Origin of the sequence: Pseudomonas sp. TH32 (assembly GCF_016650855.1) — a bacterium.
Lineage (GTDB): Bacteria > Pseudomonadota > Gammaproteobacteria > Pseudomonadales > Pseudomonadaceae > Aquipseudomonas.
Window position 1 is genome coordinate 414,850 of the sequence record NZ_JAEKFA010000001.1, and the last position, 19,340, is coordinate 434,189.

The 19,340-nt window shown below is 59.4% G+C and carries 22 protein-coding genes and 1 tRNA gene; 2 read left to right on the forward strand and 21 right to left on the reverse strand.

Annotated features, from left to right (window positions below):
* Position 1 precedes the first annotated feature (1 nt).
* The 15 genes from ispG to trmJ all read right to left on the reverse strand — a co-directional run bounded on the left by ispG (position 2) and on the right by trmJ (position 12,045).
* On the reverse strand, positions 2–1,111 hold the full coding sequence (ispG, locus tag JFV30_RS01885; RefSeq protein ID WP_003209666.1) for a flavodoxin-dependent (E)-4-hydroxy-3-methylbut-2-enyl-diphosphate synthase: 1,110 nt from the start codon (positions 1,109–1,111) through the stop codon (positions 2–4).
* A gap of 4 nt (positions 1,112–1,115) precedes the next feature.
* The gene (locus JFV30_RS01890) at positions 1,116–2,123 is read right to left on the reverse strand and encodes a RodZ domain-containing protein (protein ID WP_201121637.1); all 1,008 of its coding nucleotides are present in this window, start codon (positions 2,121–2,123) and stop codon (positions 1,116–1,118) included.
* Complete coding sequence (gene pilW / locus JFV30_RS01895) at positions 2,123–2,881, reverse strand: type IV pilus biogenesis/stability protein PilW (protein WP_010176865.1); 759 nt, start codon at positions 2,879–2,881, stop codon at positions 2,123–2,125. The genes JFV30_RS01890 and pilW overlap by 1 nt, the downstream gene beginning before the upstream one ends.
* 12 nt (positions 2,882–2,893) lie before the next feature.
* The gene (gene rlmN / locus JFV30_RS01900; protein WP_003209670.1) at positions 2,894–4,042 is read right to left on the reverse strand and encodes a 23S rRNA (adenine(2503)-C(2))-methyltransferase RlmN; all 1,149 of its coding nucleotides are present in this window, start codon (positions 4,040–4,042) and stop codon (positions 2,894–2,896) included.
* A 30-nt stretch (positions 4,043–4,072) separates the two neighbouring features.
* Positions 4,073–4,498 (reverse strand): nucleoside-diphosphate kinase, encoded by a 426-nt coding sequence (gene ndk / locus JFV30_RS01905; RefSeq protein ID WP_003175956.1) that lies wholly within the window; start codon positions 4,496–4,498, stop codon positions 4,073–4,075.
* Between the two features lie 90 nt (positions 4,499–4,588).
* Positions 4,589–4,789, reverse strand: a complete 201-nt coding sequence (gene iscX / locus JFV30_RS01910) for a Fe-S cluster assembly protein IscX (protein WP_010176866.1) — start codon at positions 4,787–4,789, stop codon at positions 4,589–4,591.
* Positions 4,790–4,803: 14 nt separating this feature from the next.
* Complete coding sequence (gene fdx, locus JFV30_RS01915; protein WP_010176867.1) at positions 4,804–5,145, reverse strand: ISC system 2Fe-2S type ferredoxin; 342 nt, start codon at positions 5,143–5,145, stop codon at positions 4,804–4,806.
* A 3-nt stretch (positions 5,146–5,148) separates the two neighbouring features.
* Positions 5,149–7,011, reverse strand: a complete 1,863-nt coding sequence (gene hscA / locus JFV30_RS01920; protein ID WP_169387168.1) for a Fe-S protein assembly chaperone HscA — start codon at positions 7,009–7,011, stop codon at positions 5,149–5,151.
* Between the two features lie 51 nt (positions 7,012–7,062).
* Positions 7,063–7,584, reverse strand: a complete 522-nt coding sequence (hscB, locus tag JFV30_RS01925; protein WP_010176869.1) for a co-chaperone HscB — start codon at positions 7,582–7,584, stop codon at positions 7,063–7,065.
* An 8-nt stretch (positions 7,585–7,592) separates the two neighbouring features.
* Positions 7,593–7,916, reverse strand: a complete 324-nt coding sequence (gene iscA / locus JFV30_RS01930; protein ID WP_003209680.1) for an iron-sulfur cluster assembly protein IscA — start codon at positions 7,914–7,916, stop codon at positions 7,593–7,595.
* Between the two features lie 28 nt (positions 7,917–7,944).
* The gene (gene iscU / locus JFV30_RS01935) at positions 7,945–8,331 is read right to left on the reverse strand and encodes a Fe-S cluster assembly scaffold IscU (RefSeq protein WP_003175965.1); all 387 of its coding nucleotides are present in this window, start codon (positions 8,329–8,331) and stop codon (positions 7,945–7,947) included.
* Positions 8,332–8,433: 102 nt separating this feature from the next.
* Positions 8,434–9,648, reverse strand: a complete 1,215-nt coding sequence (locus tag JFV30_RS01940) for an IscS subfamily cysteine desulfurase (RefSeq protein WP_008438290.1) — start codon at positions 9,646–9,648, stop codon at positions 8,434–8,436.
* A gap of 50 nt (positions 9,649–9,698) precedes the next feature.
* On the reverse strand, positions 9,699–10,190 hold the full coding sequence (gene iscR, locus JFV30_RS01945; protein ID WP_003210305.1) for a Fe-S cluster assembly transcriptional regulator IscR: 492 nt from the start codon (positions 10,188–10,190) through the stop codon (positions 9,699–9,701).
* A gap of 299 nt (positions 10,191–10,489) precedes the next feature.
* Entirely contained in the window at positions 10,490–11,272 is a 783-nt protein-coding gene (gene cysE, locus JFV30_RS01950; protein ID WP_201121638.1) for a serine O-acetyltransferase, read from the reverse strand.
* 2 nt (positions 11,273–11,274) lie between these two features.
* On the reverse strand, positions 11,275–12,045 hold the full coding sequence (gene trmJ / locus JFV30_RS01955; RefSeq protein WP_122720278.1) for a tRNA (cytosine(32)/uridine(32)-2'-O)-methyltransferase TrmJ: 771 nt from the start codon (positions 12,043–12,045) through the stop codon (positions 11,275–11,277).
* A 145-nt stretch (positions 12,046–12,190) separates the two neighbouring features.
* On the opposite strand from trmJ, the gene suhB reads away from it, so the two are divergent.
* Positions 12,191–13,006, forward strand: a complete 816-nt coding sequence (gene suhB, locus JFV30_RS01960; RefSeq protein ID WP_003175971.1) for a type III secretion system regulator SuhB — start codon at positions 12,191–12,193, stop codon at positions 13,004–13,006.
* A gap of 51 nt (positions 13,007–13,057) precedes the next feature.
* Here the strand turns inward: suhB and JFV30_RS01965 are convergent, their stop codons facing one another.
* The 6 genes from JFV30_RS01965 to queA all read right to left on the reverse strand — a co-directional run bounded on the left by JFV30_RS01965 (position 13,058) and on the right by queA (position 19,137).
* Entirely contained in the window at positions 13,058–13,606 is a 549-nt protein-coding gene (locus tag JFV30_RS01965; protein WP_003210309.1) for a glycine zipper 2TM domain-containing protein, read from the reverse strand.
* A 123-nt stretch (positions 13,607–13,729) separates the two neighbouring features.
* Positions 13,730–14,644, reverse strand: coding sequence for a protein translocase subunit SecF (gene secF / locus JFV30_RS01970; protein ID WP_003210311.1), 915 nt, complete (start codon positions 14,642–14,644; stop codon positions 13,730–13,732).
* A 9-nt stretch (positions 14,645–14,653) separates the two neighbouring features.
* Positions 14,654–16,522, reverse strand: a complete 1,869-nt coding sequence (gene secD, locus JFV30_RS01975; RefSeq protein ID WP_010176872.1) for a protein translocase subunit SecD — start codon at positions 16,520–16,522, stop codon at positions 14,654–14,656.
* A gap of 62 nt (positions 16,523–16,584) precedes the next feature.
* Positions 16,585–16,923: a preprotein translocase subunit YajC gene (gene yajC, locus JFV30_RS01980; RefSeq protein ID WP_003175975.1), complete on the reverse strand. Its 339-nt coding sequence runs from the start codon at positions 16,921–16,923 to the stop codon at positions 16,585–16,587.
* A 43-nt stretch (positions 16,924–16,966) separates the two neighbouring features.
* Complete coding sequence (tgt, locus tag JFV30_RS01985; RefSeq protein WP_201121961.1) at positions 16,967–18,082, reverse strand: tRNA guanosine(34) transglycosylase Tgt; 1,116 nt, start codon at positions 18,080–18,082, stop codon at positions 16,967–16,969.
* A gap of 5 nt (positions 18,083–18,087) precedes the next feature.
* On the reverse strand, positions 18,088–19,137 hold the full coding sequence (gene queA / locus JFV30_RS01990; protein ID WP_169387167.1) for a tRNA preQ1(34) S-adenosylmethionine ribosyltransferase-isomerase QueA: 1,050 nt from the start codon (positions 19,135–19,137) through the stop codon (positions 18,088–18,090).
* Between the two features lie 108 nt (positions 19,138–19,245).
* Between queA and JFV30_RS01995 the strand changes: the two genes are divergently transcribed.
* A tRNA-Leu gene (locus JFV30_RS01995) sits at positions 19,246–19,330 on the forward strand.
* The last annotated feature ends 10 nt before the right edge of the window (positions 19,331–19,340 follow it).

A 19,340-nucleotide genomic window follows, 5' to 3' on the forward strand; every position in this document is an offset into this window, starting at 1 on the left:
ATCAGCCGCGCGCGATAACCGCTGCGTCAGCTTCGACCTTTTCGGCCGCTTTCTGGCGGATCAGCCGTTCCAGCTCATCCACCAGATTGTCATTCGTCAGTTTCTGCGACGGCTTGCCGTCGATGTAAATCAGGTTTGGCGTACCACCGGTCAGGCCCACATGGGCCTCTTTGGCCTCACCCGGCCCGTTGACCACACAGCCAATCACCGCAACATCCAGCGGCACCAGCAGGTCCTCGAGGCGTACTTCCAGTTCGTTCATGGTTTTCACCACGTCGAAGTTCTGCCGCGAGCAGCTTGGGCAGGCAATGAAGTTGATGCCACGGGAACGCAAATGCAGGGATTTGAGAATGTCGTAGCCGACTTTCACTTCCTCTACCGGGTCTGCCGCGAGGGAGATGCGAATAGTATCGCCAATCCCGTCGGCCAGCAGCATACCGAGACCCACCGCAGATTTCACTGTGCCTGAGCGTAAACCGCCGGCTTCGGTGATACCCAGGTGCAATGGCTGGACGATTTCCTTGGCCAGCAGGCGGTACGCTTCCACCGCCATGAACACGTCGGAAGCCTTTACGCTGACCTTGAAGTCCTGGAAATTCAGGCGCTCAAGGTGTTCAACATGGCGCAACGCGGACTCGACCAATGCTGCCGGAGTCGGCTCGCCGTATTTCTTTTGCAGGTCTTTTTCCAGGGAGCCGGCATTGACGCCGATGCGGATTGGAATCCCGCGATCACGGGCAGCATCCACCACGGCGCGAACCCGGTCTTCACGTCCGATGTTGCCCGGGTTGATCCGCAGGCAATCGACGCCCAGTTCGGCCACGCGCAACGCGATCTTGTAGTCGAAGTGGATATCGGCGACCAGCGGCACCTTGACCAGTTGCTTGATGCGGCCAAAGGCTTCTGCAGCGTCCATGTCCGGCACGGACACCCGCACGATGTCGACGCCAGCCGCTTCCAGACGATTGATCTGGGCAACGGTGGCCGCCACATCATTGGTGTCGCTGTTGGTCATGCTCTGTACAGCGATGGGGGCATCGCCGCCCACCGGCACCGAGCCGACCCAGATCTTGCGCGATACGCGACGTTTGATTGGAGATTCGCCGTGCATGACTTTATTGTCCCAACTTGAGGCGAGCAGTCTCGCCACTGGTGAACGGCGCCACGTCCACAGGCTGGCCGTTGTAGGCCACTTGCGCGCCACGGGCGAAGCCCAGACGCAGCGTCAAAGGAGGCTTGCCGCCCTGGTCAAGTGTATCTCCCTTACGCTTCAGACCACTGAACAGCACCTTGCCGCTGCCATCGGAGACTTGCGTCCAGCAGTCAGCGACGTAGGTAATTTGTACTCGGCCATCACCGGCGATAAGCACCGGCGTGGTTGGCGCGGAAATCGCCGGGGCTGCCGGGGTGACCGGAGCCGTTGTCGCCGGTGCAGGCACAGCCGGGGCATGGGCCGGAGCGGCTGGCGTGTGAGCCGGAGCAACAGGCGTCGTTGCAACCGCTGGAGCGGGTGCGACCGCAGGAGCGGCAGGGACAGCCCCGGCCTCCGGCGCAGGTTGCTCGGCGCCAGGCTCTGCCTCAGGCGCCGCCTGGCCCTGGGCTACAGCCTGATCTTCCGGCTCGTCCAGCGGATGAATCTGGGTGGTGCCGTCGGCGCTTTCGACTTCGACGTGCTCCATGGCGTTGCTGGACAAGTCCTTGCCGCGCTGGGAGGTCTGGTCCTGCCACCATACAAAGCCACCGCCGATCACGGCGATCAGCAGCAGCAGGCTGACAATTCGCAAAATAGTGTGGGAAACCCGCACAGGCTCTTCTATGCGGCCCAGGCCGTGGACATTGCTGCCCTGGGAATCGGTGCCGGTGATCTGGTCGAATTCCTGGACCAATGCGGCCTGGTCGATACCGAGCAACTTGGCGTAGGCGCGGATATAGCCGCGGGCAAAGGTATGCCCTGGCAGCTTGTCGAACGCGCCAGCTTCAAGGTTGCCCAATGAAGTCGTGGTCAAATTGAGCTTGAGGGCCACTTCTGCCAGCGACCAACCATTGCTTTCGCGGGCCTGACGCAAGGTCTCGCCTGGGTTTCCACGATTAGCTGCTACAACTTCCGGGTGCGCCGCTTTCATCATTGCTCCGACAGGTATTGCTGATATTCCGGCGTACCGGGATAGAGTCGTTCGAGTTGCTGGCCAAAACGTGCGGCCTTGTCGCGTTCTTCATGAACCGTCGCCAGGCGCACACCGAGCAATAGACTACGTGCATTTTGCCCGCTCAGCAGGCTAAAACGCTCGTAATAGTCACGTGCCGGCACATAATGCCTGTCTTCGAAGGACAACTCAGCCATTTCGAGCAATGCTCGTGGCTGGCGCTGGTTCAGGTGCAGGGCTTTTTCCAGTTGCTGGCGGGCGGTGTCGCGCTGGCCAAGAAGCATTGAGGTCACCCCAAGGTTCTCGAAAACCCGCGAGCGCTCAGGATAGAGGGTATCGGCCGCAGCCTGCTGGAAATATTCGGACGCCTGGTCATAACGTTTCTGCGCAAACAAAAAACTGCCGTAATTGTTCAGCAGTCTCGGGTCGCCAGGACGAATGGCCAAGGCCTTGTGGAAATATTGATCGGCCAGTTCGGGCTCGGCCTGGGCCTGGAACACCAAGGCCAATGCAGCATTGGCGTCAGCGTCGCTGGCGTCCAGTTCAAGGGCCTTCTTCAGCGGCAGCTTGGCCTGTTCGGCCATCCCTTGCTGCAAGTACCCCAAGCCCAGCTGCACATAGGCAGCACGCGCTTCGTCACGGCCCTTGCCGGTTTGCAACGGGCTGTCATGACCCGATGAAACACAGCCAGCCGAGAGGCTGGCAACAAGCAAAAGCAGCGCAAGGCGCAAGGGCATAGAGATCCTCTCTCAGGTTCGAGTCGCGGCACTTTGCGGCATATCGTCGGCGGCACTCAATTCACGCACGGCGATATAACGTTCGCTGCGACGGGTGCGATCCAGCACCTGTCCTACCAATTGGCCACATGCTGCATCGATGTCTTCGCCGCGGGTGGTGCGCACGGTGACGTTGAAGCCTGCATGGTGCAGTTGATCCTGGAAACGGCGGATGGCGTTGTTGCTCGGCCGCTCGTAGCCAGAATGGGGAAACGGGTTAAACGGAATCAGGTTGATCTTGCACGGTACATTCTTGAGCAGTTCGATCATCTCGACCGCGTGCTCGACCTTGTCGTTGATGTCCTTGAGCATGGTGTACTCAATGGTCAACACACGTTTTTCGCCCAAGGTCGCCATATAGCGCTGGCAAGATTCGAGCAGCATCTTAAGCGGATACTTCTTGTTGATCGGCACCAATTGGTTACGCAATGCGTCATTCGGTGCGTGCAGCGACAACGCCAGGGAGACGTCGATGTGCTTGGCCAGCTCATCGATCATCGGTACCACGCCGGAGGTCGACAGGGTCACACGGCGCTTGGAGATGCCGTAGCCCAGGTCGTCCATCATCAGGTGCATGGCCGCAACCACGTTGTCGAAGTTCAGCAGCGGCTCGCCCATGCCCATCATCACCACGTTGGTGATGGCACGGTCGGCGGTTGCCGGGATGCTGCCGAACGATTTATTGGCAATCCACACCTGGCCGATGACTTCGGCGGCGGTGAGGTTGCTGTTGAAACCTTGCTTGCCGGTGGAGCAGAAACTGCAATCCAGGGCACAGCCTGCCTGGGACGAAACGCACAGCGTGCCGCGTTTGCCCTGGGGAATGTACACGGTCTCGACGCAGCTGCCGGACGCCACGCGCACCACCCACTTACGGGTGCCGTCGGTGGAAATGTCCTCGCTGACCACTTCGGGGCCGCGAACTTCGGCAATGGCCTTGAGCTTGTCGCGCAGGGCCTTGCTGACGTTCGTCATGGCGTCGAAATCATCGACGCCAAGATGGTGAATCCACTTCATTACCTGAGCGGCACGAAAACGCTTCTCCCCGATTGAGTCGAAGAATTTTTCCATTTCCTGTTGAGTCAGACCCAGCAGGTTGGTTTTTGCAGTCAATGTAGTCATGGATTCACCTTCGCTCTTTTAAGCCAATGCTTAGCGAGCGGTTACTTCAGTAGCAGCGAAAAAGTACGAGATTTCGCGGGCAGCAGCGGCTTCGGAGTCCGAACCGTGAACGGCGTTGGCGTCGATCGATTCAGCGAAGTCAGCACGGATGGTGCCGGCAGCCGCTTCTTTAGGGTTGGTAGCGCCCATCAGCTCACGGTTCAGAGCGATAGCGTTTTCGCCTTCCAGAACCTGAACAACAACCGGACCGGAGATCATGAAGGCAACCAGGTCGCCGAAGAAACCACGAGCGCTGTGCTCAGCGTAGAAGCCTTCAGCTTCAGCCTTGGACAGTTGCTTGAGTTTCGAAGCTACAACCTTCAGGCCGGCTTTTTCGAAACGGGTGGTGATCTCGCCGATGACGTTTTTTGCAACAGCGTCAGGCTTGATGATGGAGAAAGTACGTTGAACAGCCATGGTGTAACTCCAGAAACGGTAATTTGCGAAAAATTAAACCCGCGAATTATACGCGGGTTCTTGGGTATTGCCTAACTGCGTAAAATGGTCCTAGTCCCGCTCATCGTTCCAGGCTGTCTGGATAGCTTCCAGCACCTTCTCGCCGCCTCGATCAGGAATATCATCGAATTCGGGCAGTTCCATGACCATCTGACGCAATTTGACGAAGTTCACCGAATAGGGATCCGTATCCGGGTATTTGTCCGCCAACTGAATAGCAATTTCTTGCACTTCAACCCATTTAAGACTCATGACGCTTCCTTGAATCAGTGCGGCGCTTCGGCGGCATGGTTGAGCGAGTATTTCGGGATCTCGACGGTAAGGTCTTCTGTTCCCACTTTTGCCTGACAGCTCAAGCGCGATGTAGGCTCCAGGCCCCACGCCCTATCAAGATAGTCCTCTTCCAGCTCATCAGCCTCTTCGAGGCTGTTGAAACCTTCGCGGACGATGCAGTGGCAGGTGGTACAGGCGTTGACGCCGCCGCAGGCGCTTTCGATCTCGATGTGGTTGTCGTGAGCGACTTCGAGAATGGACTTGCCGGTCTCAGCCTCCACAACCATACCGTCCGGGCAATGCTCGGCGTGTGGCAGAAAAATGATCTGCGGCATCAGTTAATCCTCAAGTTCGTTCAAGTTGCGGCCCGCCAGGGCGGCTTTCACCGTCTGGTCCATACGACGGGCGGCAAAGGCATCGGTCACTTGCGACAGGCGCTTGGTCTGTTGCTCGATGGCGTAACCATCGGTGCCTTTCATCAATTCAGCCAGTTCCTGCATTTGCAGGTCGATGACCATGCGCTCTTCGGCATCCAGAAGACGCTCACCGTCGGCATCAAGGGCGCCCTGCACCGCTTCAAGCAGGCGCTGGGCGTCAACTTGCTGCTCACGCAACACGCGGGCGACCTTGTCGTCACCGGCGTACTGGAACGAATCCTTGAGCATCTTGGCGATTTCGCCGTCGGTCAGGCCGTAGGACGGCTTGACCTGGATGCTGGCTTCGACGCCGGAGGCCAATTCGCGCGCAGCAACGCTGAGCAAACCGTCGGCGTCGACCTGGAAGGTCACGCGAATCTTCGCCGCACCGGCCACCATCGCTGGAATACCGCGCAACTCAAAGCGCGCCAGGGAACGGCAGTCGCTGATCAGTTCACGCTCGCCTTGCAGCACATGAATCATCATGGCCGTCTGGCCGTCTTTGTAGGTGGTGAAGTCCTGGGCGCGAGCAACGGGGATGGTGGTGTTGCGTGGAATCACCTTCTCCATCAGGCCGCCCATGGTTTCCAACCCCAGGGACAACGGAATCACGTCGAGAAGAAGCAGTTCGCCACCATCGCGTTTGTTACCGGCGAGGGTATCGGCCTGGATCGCGGCACCAATGGCCACCACTTGATCCGGGTCGATTTCGGTCAACGGTTGGCGACCAAAGGCTTCAGCAACAGCTTCGCGGACACGTGGCACGCGGGTCGAACCACCCACCATGACCACGGCAGCCACGTCTTCCAGCTCGACACCCGAGTCACGCACCGCGCGACGGCAGGCTTTCAGGCTGCGCGCGACCATCGGCTCGATCAACGAATCAAAGGCTTCGCGGGTCAGTTGAGCAGACCAACTACCGTAGGAAACCTCAACCGATGCAGCATCAGTCAGAGCCTCTTTAGCGGCGCAGGCGGTTTGCAGCAGGTTACGTTGCGCGCCCGGATCCAGGTCGGCAGACAAGCCGGCACTGGTGATGATCCAGCCAGCAATGGCGTGATCGAAGTCATCGCCACCCAGGGCGGTGTCGCCACCGGTAGCCAGCACTTCGAAGACACCGCCGGTCAGGCGCAGGATCGAAATATCAAAGGTGCCGCCGCCCAGGTCGTAAATAGCGACCAGGCCTTCGGCGTGCTGATCCAGGCCATAAGCCACAGCGGCCGCGGTCGGCTCGTTGAGCAGGCGCAGCACGTTCAGGCCAGCCAGTTTCGCCGCATCCTTGGTGGCCTGGCGCTGAGCGTCATCGAAATACGCAGGAACAGTAATCACCGCCCCCACCAGTTCGCCGCCCAGGGTGGTTTCTGCGCGCTGACGCAGCACCTTGAGGATATCGGCCGACACTTCCACCGGGCTTTTCGGGCCCTGGATGGTGTCGATGAACGGCATATGGGATTCGCCGCCGACAAAGCGGTACGGCAGCTGGTCGCCCAGTTGCTTGACGTCGGACAGACCACGACCCATCAAGCGCTTGACCGACAGCACGGTGTTCAGGGGGTCGGTAGACGCCGCCAGCTTGGCCGACTCGCCCACTTCGGTGCGGTCGGCGTGATAGCGCACGGCAGACGGCAGAATGACTTGGCCATCCGCGTCGGGCAGCGGCTCGGAAAGGCCGCTGCGCAACGCAGCGACCAGCGAATTGGTAGTGCCCAAGTCAATCCCGACCGCCAGACGACGCTGGTGCGGTTGAGGACTTTGACCGGGTTCGGCGATCTGCAGTAGGGCCATGGTAATCAGGACTTATCTGTATATCAGGCGTGCAACCTGGGCGGCACTGGGTTAATCGTCGAGGCGCTCTTCTAACTGGCGCACTTCGTAGGTGAGCTTGTCGAGGAACTGCATGCGCCGCATCAGGCGCTCGGCCTGCTCACGCTGCGCTGCATCATCCCAACAGGCTGCGAAGCTTTCGTTGAGTTCATCCTGGGCCACTTTCAGACGGCGCTTGAAGACTGCGATTCCGGCCAGATCGGCTTCGTCCTGCAGTTCTTCGAGTTCTTCGCGCCATTGCATCTGCTGCATCAGGAAATCAGGGTCCTGGACCGTGACTTCAAGCGGCAGCTCGCGACCGCCCATGGCGAGCAGGTAGCGCGCGCGTTTGGGAGGGTTCTTGAGCGTCTGATAGGCTTCGTTGAGGCTGGCTGATTGCTCCAGCGCCAGGCGTTGCTCACGCTCGGAAGCGTCAGCGAAGCGGTCCGGATGCACCCCACGCGCCAGTTCACGGTAGCGCGTGGCAAGCTGTTCAAGGTCCAGTCGAAAACTCGGCTGCAGCTCGAACAAAGCGAAATGACAAGGAGTACCCACAATCAGCCTCAGATGTTGAAGCTTTCGCCGCAGCCACATTCACCGCGTACGTTGGGGTTGTTGAACTTGAAGCCTTCGTTCAACCCTTCCTTGACGAAATCGAGTTCGGTGCCGTCCAGGTAAGTCAGGCTTTTCGGGTCGATGATCACTTTTTCGCCGTGACTTTCGAACACCTGATCTTCCTCGACCACCTCGTCGACAAACTCCAGCACGTAGGCAAGGCCGGAACAGCCCGTGGTGCGAACACCCAGACGAATCCCCTCACCTTTACCGCGCCCATTCAGGGAGCGGCGAATGTGCTGCGCAGCCGCTTCTGTCATGCTGATAGCCATCGTGACTCCTTACTCGTCGCCAAATTGCTTAGATCAAGCCTTTCTTCTGCTTGTAGTCGCGAACGGCCGCCTTGATGGCGTCTTCTGCGAGTACCGAGCAGTGGATTTTCACTGGCGGCAAGGCCAGTTCTTCGGCCAGCTGGGTGTTGCTGATAGTCACAGCCTCATCCAGGGTCTTGCCTTTCATCCATTCGGTCGCCAGGGAGCTGGAGGCGATGGCCGAACCGCAACCGTAAGTCTTGAACTTGGCGTCTTCGATAACGCCAGCGTCGTTGACCTTGATCTGCAGGCGCATAACGTCGCCGCACGCCGGAGCGCCGACCATGCCGGTGCCGACATCAGGGTCTTCCGCGTTCATCTTGCCGACGTTGCGCGGGTTTTCGTAGTGGTCGATGACCTTTTCGCTGTAAGCCATGGTACTGAATCCTCACTCATCAGGGCCGCTCTGGAACCCTGTAAACACGCCTGCGTTTTCCGCCACGTCTTTACAGAGCCTTTTGGGTGGCGGCTTCTATATTTAGTGTGCCGCCCACTCGATCTTGGAAATGTCGACACCGTCCTTGTACATGTCCCACAGCGGGGACAAGGTACGCAGCTTGGTGACGGCCTCGCAGACTTTCTGCGCGGCGTAGTCGACTTCTTCTTCGGTGGTGAAACGGCCGAACGTAAAGCGGATCGAGCTGTGAGCCAGTTCGTCGTTGCGGCCCAGGGCGCGCAGGACGTAGGACGGCTCAAGGGAAGCCGAGGTGCAGGCCGAACCGGACGAAACCGCCAGATCCTTGAGCGCCATGATCAGCGACTCGCCTTCGACGTAGTTGAAGCTCAAATTCAGGTTGTGCGGTACACGGGCGGTCATGCTGCCGTTGATGTACAGCTCTTCAAGGTGCTCGACCTGCTTGTAGAAGCGATCGCTCAGGGCCTTGATGCGCACGTTTTCGGCAGCCATGTCTTCCTTGGCCACACGGAATGCTTCGCCGATGCCGACGATCTGGTGGGTCGCCAGGGTACCCGAACGCATGCCGCGTTCGTGACCGCCACCGTGCATGGTGGCTTCGATACGCACGCGAGGCTTGCGGCTCACGTAGAGTGCGCCAATGCCTTTAGGACCGTAGGTCTTGTGGGCAGAGAACGACATCAGGTCGACTTTCAGCTTCGACAGGTCGATGTCGACCTTGCCGGTGGACTGAGCCGCATCGACGTGCAGCAACACGCCCTTGGAGCGCGTCAGCTCGCCGATGGCGGCGATGTCGTTGATGGTGCCGATTTCGTTGTTCACGTGGATGACGGAAACCAGGATGGTGTCTTCACGCATCGCCGCTTCGATCATCGCAGGGGTCACGATACCGTCGGTGGTTGGTTCGAGGTAGGTGACCTCAAACCCTTCACGCTCCAGTTGGCGCATGGTGTCGAGGACAGCCTTGTGCTCAATCTTGGTGGTGATCAGGTGCTTGCCCTTGGTCGCATAGAAATGCGCCGCACCCTTGATTGCCAGGTTGTCGGACTCGGTGGCACCGGAGGTCCAGACGATTTCGCGCGGGTCGGCATTCACCAGGTCAGCGACCTGGCGACGAGCGTTTTCCACGGCTTCTTCAGCTTTCCAGCCGAACACGTGGGAACGGGACGCCGGGTTGCCGAAGTTTCCGTCAACCAGCAGGCACTCGCTCATCTTTTGCGCGACACGCGGATCAACCGGGGTGGTCGCTGAGTAATCAAGGTAAATCGGCAATTTCATGGACTTTCTCCTAAATCAGGCTGGCTGGCGTGCCGTTAGCTCTTCGGCTGTCACTCGACGGCGGACGCTTCAATCTTGTCCAGACGCGGCGCCTTGGTGTTGCAACGGCGCTGGTCCTGACGCTGGGCTACTTCTTGCACCTCACGGCGAGTCACAAGATCAGCCAAGCTGATACCACTCAAAAACTCATGGATCTGCAGGCTCAGGTCACACCACAAGTGGTGCGTCAGGCAGGTGTCGCCGGCGTGGCAATCACCCAGGCCCTGGCATTTGGTGGCATCGACGGATTCGTTCACCGCGTCGATCACCTGGGCTACCTGGATGCCCTGCATGTCGCGGGACAGTTGATAGCCGCCGCCTGGACCACGAACGCTGGAAACCAGATTGCTGCGGCGCAATTTGGCGAACAACTGCTCGAGGTAGGACAGGGAAATGCCTTGGCGCTCGGAGATATCGGCCAGGGACACCGGCCCATTTTGCGCGTGCAAGGCCAGATCAAGCATGGCGGTCACCGCGTATCGGCCTTTTGTAGTCAGTCTCATGGACAAGTACCAAGGTGTTTCAGAATGGGAGCAAGTATGCGATTCCCGAGTATTTAAGTCAACTATAAGACCTAGTACTTTAGTCAGGAATACCCGCAAAAAGGGCGCGCGAATAATAGCAGGACGGGGGCGGATGGAACAGCGGGAACAGGGTCAAGCCCCCAACCTCAAGACCAATGGAGATCAAATGTGGGAGCTGGCTTGCCTGCGATAGCGGTTTGCCAGCCAGCCTATCCGGCACTGACTCGCCGCCATCGCAGGCAAGCCAGCTCCCACAGGGATCGCGACCGGCTCAAGAGTCAGCCGGCTTTGGTAGCGCTTTCGTCCTTGATCTCGGCGAAGTCTTCCGTGCGCAGCTCAGGCAGGTCCTTGGCGCAGTAGCTGCTGCCCAGGTCTTTCAAGGCGCCACACATGCCGTCCAGCTTGCCATCCACCGCCTGCAGGTGGTCGAGCAACTGGCCGATGGCACGTGCCACCGGGTCGGGCATGTCTTCGCTGACGCCATAGGCATCGAAGCCAATCTTTTCGGCCATGGCCTTGCGTTTGGCCTCCTGCTCATCACCGACTTCCGGCTTGACGATGATCCGCCCCGGAATGCCGACAACGGTTGCCCCAGGCGGCACAGCCTTGGTCACCACGGCGTTGGAGCCGACCTTGGCACCCGCACCCACGGTAAACGGACCGAGCACCTTGGCACCCGCCCCCACTACAACGCCATCTTCCAGTGTTGGATGGCGCTTACCCTTGTTCCAGGTGGTACCGCCCAGGGTCACACCCTGATACAGGGTCACGTCATCACCAATCTCGGCAGTTTCACCAATAACGATGCCCATGCCGTGGTCGATAAAGAAGCGGCGACCGACCTTGGCGCCCGGATGGATCTCGATCCCGGTCAGCCAGCGACCAAAGTTCGACACCAACCGCGCCAGCCATTTCCAGCCCATATTCCACAAGGCGCCAGACAGGCGATGGATCCAGATCGCGTGCATGCCCGGGTAGCAGGTCAGCACTTCAAAGGCGTTGCGCGCCGCCGGGTCACGGTGGAAAACACTCTGGATATCTTCTCGCAAACGCTCGAACATTTTTAATCCTTCCGCTTAAGAAGCTCGCCACGGGCCGCTTTCTGGGTTTCCGTGAGGATGCCACGCAATATATTCATTTCTGCCCGGCTGACCGAGCTGCGTCCGTATAACCGGCGCAGGCGCGCCATCAAGTGCCGCGGTTTTTCCGGATCGAGGAATTCGATGGCCACCAGGGTCTGCTCCAGGTGCTCATAGAATCGTTCCAGCTCGTCCATGGTGGCCAATTCGCCACTCTTGGTCGATGCAACCTCGTCTTTCTCCACCTTGCTGGGCTGGCCTTCTGCAGCCAGCCAGGCCATGCGCACTTCATAACTCAACACCTGCACCGCTGCCCCGAGGTTCAGCGAGCTGAACTCAGGGTCTGATGGGATGTGCACGTGATAATGACATCGCTGCAGCTCGTCATTGGTCAGGCCGGAGTCTTCACGGCCGAACACCAAAGCGATTTCAGCACCGCCAGCGGCCTCTTCCACGACTTTGGTCCCGCATTCGCGGGGATCCAGCAGCGGCCAGGGGATGCGACGGTCGCGAGCGCTGGTGCCGAGCACCAGGTTGCAGCCGACCAGAGCGTCTTCCAGAGTGGCGACGACCTGGGCTTTTTCGAGAATGTCATTGGCGCCGGACGCGCGGGCATCGGCCTCGTGGTGCGGAAACACACGCGGCTCCACCAGCACCAGGCGCGTCAGCCCCATGTTCTTCATGGCTCGCGCCACCCCGCCGATGTTGCCGGGATGACTGGTATTGACGAGGACGACACGGATGTTTTGCAGCAAGGGAGGCGCTCTCGGACACGGGAAAGGGGAGCAAATCTTACAGAACAGCCTAAGGTTATGCCATGAAAGGTAACGTCGTCCTTCACCTGAAGAAAGTTTCTGCTAGAATGCTCGGCTTTCTTTAACAACCTTAGGTGACACATCCATGCAGCCCATGCTGAATATCGCGCTGCGCGCCGCCCGCAGCGCCAGTGAATTGATCTTCCGCTCCATCGAGCGCCTGGATACCATCAAGGTCGACGAAAAAGACGCCAAGGATTACGTATCCGAGGTGGATCGCGCCGCCGAGCAGAAAATCATCGACGCGCTGCGCAAGGCCTACCCTACCCACGGCATCCTCGGTGAAGAAACCGGCCTGCACAAAGGTAGCGGCGAAGGCGAAGACTACCTGTGGATCATCGACCCACTGGATGGCACCACCAACTTCCTGCGCGGCATCCCGCACTTTGCCGTGAGCATTGCCTGCAAATACCGTGGCCGCCTGGAACACGCTGTTGTCCTGGACCCGGTTCGCCAGGAAGAATTCACCGCCAGCCGTGGCCGTGGCGCCCAACTGAACGGTCGCCGCCTGCGCGTCAGCGGTCGCACCAGCCTCGACGGTGCCCTGCTGGGTACCGGCTTCCCGTTCCGTGACGACCAGATGGACAACCTGGAAAACTACCTGGGCATGTTCCGCGCCCTGGTTGGCCAGACCGCCGGCATCCGTCGCGCCGGCGCAGCCAGCCTGGACCTGGCTTATGTCGCTGCCGGTCGCTTTGATGCGTTCTGGGAGTCGGGCCTGTCCGAGTGGGACATGGCAGCAGGCGCACTGCTGATTCAAGAAGCCGGCGGCCTGGTGAGCGACTTCACCGGTGGTCACGACTTCCTTGAGAAAGGCCACGTGGTTGCCGGCAACACCAAATGCTTCAAGGCAGTACTGACGGCGATCCAGCCGCACCTGCCGGCTTCGCTGAAGCGCTAAGCGAGCGAGCACAAAAAAGCACCCATAGGGGTGCTTTTTTTATACCTGAAATTACTGCTGCGGCTGGTTCTGACCGATAACCAGACGCCCTTCCTTGTCGACCGGGATCTGGTTGCCTGGATCGCGATCCATGCGCACAGAGCCTTCCTTGCCGTCCAGGGTGTAACGCACGTCGTACCCGACAACCTTGTCGCTGATGTCGTTAACGGTGTTACAGCGGGTTTGCGTGGTGGTGTAGGTATCGCGGTTCTGCATACCTTCCTGAACCTTGTTACCGGCATAACCGCCGCCGACCGCACCGGCCACCGTGGCCAGCTTCTTGCCATTACCGCCGCCGACCTGATTACCCAACAGGCCGCCCGCCAGCGCACCGACCACCGTACCGACGATCTGATGCTGATCCTGCACAGGCTTCTGCCGGGTTACGGCAACGTCCTTGCAGACTTCACGCGGGGTTTTAATCTGGGTTTTCACCGGCTGCACCGCCAGCACTTGCGCATACTCAGGGCCGCTTTTTACCAGGCTGTAGGTGGCAACAGCACCCCCGGCAGTCACACCGACAGCACCCAATACCGCACCAACCAGTAACGACTTGTTCACGTGAACCTCCTGACCATCACAAACGGACCGAACGATCCGCGCTATACCCAGCCTTGGAGCAAAAAAAAAGGCGCGAGTTCAATACTCGCGCCTTCTTTGTAACAGCAGATCAACAAACACCCATCAAGGGCGGTCGTCGACCTCCTTGCCGGTGCTGGCAGGAGGGATCAGGTCTTCGCTGTTGAGGTTCAGCCAGATCAGTACCACGTTGGCGATGTAGATCGACGAGTAGGTACCCGCCAGTACGCCGATGAACAGCGACAGCGAGAAGCCCCACAGGTTATCGCCACCGAACACCATCAGCGCGGCAATCGCCAGCAAGGTGGAGATCGAGGTCGCCATGGTACGCAGCAGGGTCTGGGTGGTGGAGATATTGATGTTCTCGATCAACGTCGCCTTGCGCAGTACCCGGAAGTTCTCACGAACCCGGTCGAATACCACGATGGTGTCGTTGAGGGAGTAACCAATGATCGCCAGCACCGCCGCCAATACCGTCAGGTCGAAGGTGATCTGGAAGTAGGCCAGGATGCCCACGGTCACGATCACGTCGTGGATCAGCGACACAATGGCGCCGACACCGAACTTCCACTGAAAGCGGAAAGCCAGGTAGATCATGATGCCAACCAGCGCCATCAGCATGCCGAGGCCGCCCTGGTCGCGCAGCTCTTCCCCTACTTGCGGGCCCACGAACTCGACGCGCTTGACCGACGCCGGGTTGTCACCGCCGACCTTCTGCAAGGCCTCGGCTACCTGGTGACCCAGTTGCGGGTCTTCGCCCGGCATCCGCACCAGCAGGTCGGTGGTTGCACCAAAGCTCTGCACGATGGCTTCGTGATAGCCGGCCTTGACCAGCTCGTTGCGCACCAGGCTAACGTCGGCCGGCTTCTCGTAGGTCAGCTCGATGAGCGTACCGCCAGTGAAGTCCAGACCGTAGTTCAGGCCCTTATGGAACCAGCTGAACAACGCCAGAACGGTAAGGAGCATGGTGAAGCCGAACGCAACGTTGCGAACGCCCATGAAGTTGATTGTACGTAACATGGCAGCCCCTTAAATCCACAACTTCTTGAAGTCACGTCCGCCAAAGATCAGGTTGACCATTGCGCGGGTCACCATGATGGCCGTGAACATCGAGGTAAAGATACCGAGGGACATGGTCACCGCAAAACCTTTGACCGGGCCGGTGCCCATGGCAAAGAGAATCCCGCCGACCAACAGAGTGGTCAGGTTGGAGTCGAGAATCGCGGTAAATGCCCGGCCGAAGCCTTCGTTGATTGCCCGCTGCACGGTCATGCCCGCAGCGATCTCTTCACGAATCCGCGAGAAGATCAGTACGTTGGCGTCCACCGCCATACCCATGGTGAGTACGATACCCGCGATACCTGGCAGGGTCAGCGTTGCACCCAGCAGCGACATCAGGGCCAGCAGCATCACCATGTTGCCCGCCAGCGCGACGGTAGCGATGATGCCGAAGAAGCGGTAGATGGCGATGATGAACAGGGAAACGAACAGCATGCCCCACAGTGCAGCGTCGATACCCTTGGTGATGTTGTCAGCACCCAGGCTCGGGCCGATGGTGCGCTCTTCAGCGAAGTACATCGGGGCCGCCAGGCCACCGGCACGCAGCAGCAGTGCCAGTTCGGACGACTCACCCTGGCCGTTCAGGCCAGTGATGCGGAATTGAGCACCCAGCGGCGACTGGATAGTCGCCAGGCTGATGATCTTCTTCTCTTCTTTAAAGGTTTGTACCGGAACGTCTTTCTCGACGCCGTCGACCACTTGCTTGGTGTAGGTGGTGACCGGACGTTGTTCGATGAAGATCACCGCCATGCTGCGCCCGACGTTGCTGCGGGTTGCGCGGCTCATCAGTTCGCCGCCGTGGCCATCCAGGCGGATGTTCACTTCAGGCGTACCGTGCTCGCCGAAACCGGCCTTGGCGTCGGTCACCTGGTCACCGGTGATGATCAAGCCACGCTCGATCAGTGCAGGCGGACGGTTGCCTTCACGGAACTCGAACTCCTCGGCAGTGGCGCGAGTAGCACCCGGCTCAGCCGCCAGACGGAACTCCAGGTTGGCTGTTTTACCCAGGATACGCTTGGCTTCAGCGGTGTCCTGCACGCCCGGCAGCTCGACCACGATGCGGTTGGCACCCTGGCGCTGAACGATCGGCTCGGCCACACCCAGCTCGTTGACGCGGTTACGTACCGTGGTCAAGTTCTGCTTGATGGAGTATTCACGGATTTCCGCCAGCTTGGCCGGGGTCATCGCCAGACGCAGTACCGCCTGACCATTGAGGTCGGCCGGAACAATGTCGAAATCGTTGAAGTTCTTGCGGATCAGTGCACGGGCCTGTTCGCGGGTTGCTTCGTCAGCAAAACCCAACTGGATGGCACCGTTGAGCTGCGGCAGGCTGCGATAACGCAGGCGCTCTTTACGCAGCAGGCTCTTCACATCGCCTTCGTAGACTTTCAGGCGAGCGTCGAGGGCCTTGTCCATGTCCACTTCCAGCAGGAAGTGCACACCACCGGACAGGTCCAGACCCAGCTTCATCGGGTGTGCGCCAATCGCGCGCAGCCATTTTGGCGTGGTCTGTGCCAGGTTCAGCGCGACGACGTAGTCATCACCCATGACCTTGCGCACAACGTCTTTGGCCGGCAATTGGTCTTCTTGCTTGGTCAGGCGCAACAAGCCGCCCTTCGCATCAGCAGCCAAACTTGCCGCTTTAACCTGGATACCCGCGTCGGTGAGCGCTTTGCTCGCACGGTCCAGATCAGCCTGATTGACCTGCAGCGCAGTGCTGGCACCAGTGATCTGGATCGCCGGGTCATCAGGATAGAGATTGGGAGCGGAATAAATAAAACCGATCGCCAGCACCGCCAGGATCAGTACGTATTTCCACAGAGGGTATTTGTTCAGCATCACGCCGCCCGCTTATAACGCGGGGCGCCTTGCGCGCCCCGTCGATTGGTAAAGGTTGTTACTCAGATCGCTTTGAGCGTGCCTTTTGGCAGCGTGGCGGCGATGGCGCCCTTCTGGAACTTCATTTCTACGGTGTCGGAGACTTCCAGAACCACGAAAGCGTCGGACACTTTAGTGATCTTGCCGGCGATGCCGCCAGTGGTCACGACTTCGTCGCCTTTCTGCAAGCTGCCCAGCAGGTTCTTCTGCTCTTTGGCGCGCTTGGCCTGTGGACGCCAGATCATCAGGTAGAAGATGACCAGGAAGCCGACCAGGAAAATCCACTCAAAACCACCGCCCATAGGACCGGCAGCGGCCGGTGCAGCGGCATCAGCCATGGCATTAGAGATAAAAAAGCTCATTTAGCACTCCAGTTGCAAATAGTGAATCTTAGGGTCGGAAAACTCAGTCCAAGGGCGGCACAGGCAGCCCGCGCTTGGCATAGAAGGCATCGACGAAGGCGGCCAATGTACCCTGTTGAATAGCCTCGCGCAAACCAGCCATCAGGACTTGGTAGTGACGCAAATTGTGGATGGTATTCAACATGCTACCCAGCATTTCCCCGCACTTGTCCAGATGATGCAGATAAGCGCGCGAGAAGTTCTGGCAGGTGTAGCAGTCACAGGTGGGATCCAGCGGCGAATCATCATGGCGATGGAACGCGTTACGGATCTTCAGCACGCCTGTATCGATGAACAGATGCCCATTGCGGGCATTACGGGTTGGCATCACGCAATCGAACATGTCCACACCGCGGCGCACACCCTCTACGAGATCTTCCGGTTTGCCAACGCCCATAAGGTAACGAGGTTTGTCAGCCGGCATCAGGCCCGGCAGGTAGTCCAGCACCTTGATCATCTCGTGCTTGGGCTCGCCCACCGACAAACCGCCGATGGCCAGGCCGTCGAAGCCGATCTTGTCCAGACCTTCCAGCGAGCGCTTGCGCAAGCTTTCATGCATGCCGCCCTGCACGATACCGAACAGTGCAGCGGTGTTATCGCCATGGGCATTCTTCGAACGCTGGGCCCAACGCAACGACAGCTCCATCGACACCCGTGCCACGTCTTCATCGGCAGGATATGGCGTGCATTCGTCGAAAATCATCACGATGTCGGAGCCCAGGTCGCGCTGGACCTGCATCGACTCTTCCGGGCCCATGAACACTTTGGCGCCGTCGACCGGGGAGGCGAAGGTCACGCCCTCCTCCTTGATCTTGCGCATGGCGCCCAGGCTGAACACCTGGAAACCACCGGAGTCGGTCAGGATCGGGCCTTTCCACTGCATGAAGTCGTGCAGGTCGCCGTGCTTCTTGATCACTTCCGTGCCCGGGCGCAGCCACAGGTGGAAGGTGTTGCCCAGGATGATCTCCGCGCCAGTGGCGACGATGTCACGCGGCAGCATGCCTTTTACGGTGCCGTAGGTGCCGACCGGCATAAAGGCCGGGGTCTCGACGGTACCGCGAGGGAAAGTCAAACGGCCGCGGCGAGCTTTACCATCCGTGGCCAGCAATTCAAACGACATACGACTCATGATTGTTCCTCTGGGCCGCGCGGCGCCGGATTACGGGTGATAAACATCGCATCACCGTAGCTGAAAAAACGGTATCCATGCTCGATGGCGGCTTTATAGGCGGCCATGGCTTCGGGATAACCTGCGAACGCCGACACCAGCATCAACAGCGTGGATTCCGGCAAATGGAAATTGGTGACCAGGCAATCGACCACATGGAACGGCCGGCCCGGGTAGATAAAGATATCGGTGTCGCCACTGAACGGCTTGAGCACGCCATCGCGCGCCGCGCTTTCCAGCGAACGCACGCTGGTGGTGCCGACCGCCACCACACGCCCGCCGCGCGCCTTGCACGCATTGACCGCATCCACCACTTCCTGGCTGACTTCCAGCCATTCGCTGTGCATGTGATGGTCTTCGATGTTATCCACACGCACCGGCTGAAACGTGCCGGCCCCCACGTGCAGGGTCACAAAGGCCGACTCGATACCCTTGGCGGCAATCGCTTCCAGCAGCGGCTGATCGAAATGCAGCCCCGCCGTCGGTGCAGCCACGGCGCCCAGGCGCTCGGAATACACCGTCTGGTAGCGCTCGCGGTCCGAGTCTTCGTCCGGGCGGTCTATATAAGGAGGCAACGGCATGTGGCCGACGCGCTCCAGCAGCGGCAACACTTCCTCGGCAAAGCCCAACTCGAACAACGCATCGTGACGGGCGAGCATTTCAGCTTCGCCACCGCCATCAATGAGAATCTTCGAACCCGGTTTCGGCGACTTGCTGGAGCGCACATGGGCCAGCACGCGATGGCTGTCCAGCACCCGCTCCACCAGAATTTCCAGCTTGCCGCCGGAGGCTTTCTGGCCAAAAAGGCGAGCCGGAATCACCCGGGTATTGTTAAACACCATCAAGTCGCCCGGGCGTAAATGCTCAAGCAAATCAGTGAATTGACGGTGTGCGAGGGCACCACTGACCCCGTCCAGGGTCAGCAGTCGACTGGCGCGACGCTCGGCCAAAGGATGGCGAGCGATCAGCGAATCAGGGAGCTCAAAAGTAAAGTCAGCAACGCGCATGATGGGGTTCGTCTAGCAGGGCCGGGAAGTCTAGCGGAAATAGTGAAAATTGACCATGAAACGTGATTGACCAACGGTAATCTCATCTCTATACTTCGCCGCCATTGAGCCCTGATGGCGGAATTGGTAGACGCGGCGGATTCAAAATCCGTTTTCGAAAGGAGTGGGAGTTCGAGTCTCCCTCGGGGCACCATCTTAAAAAA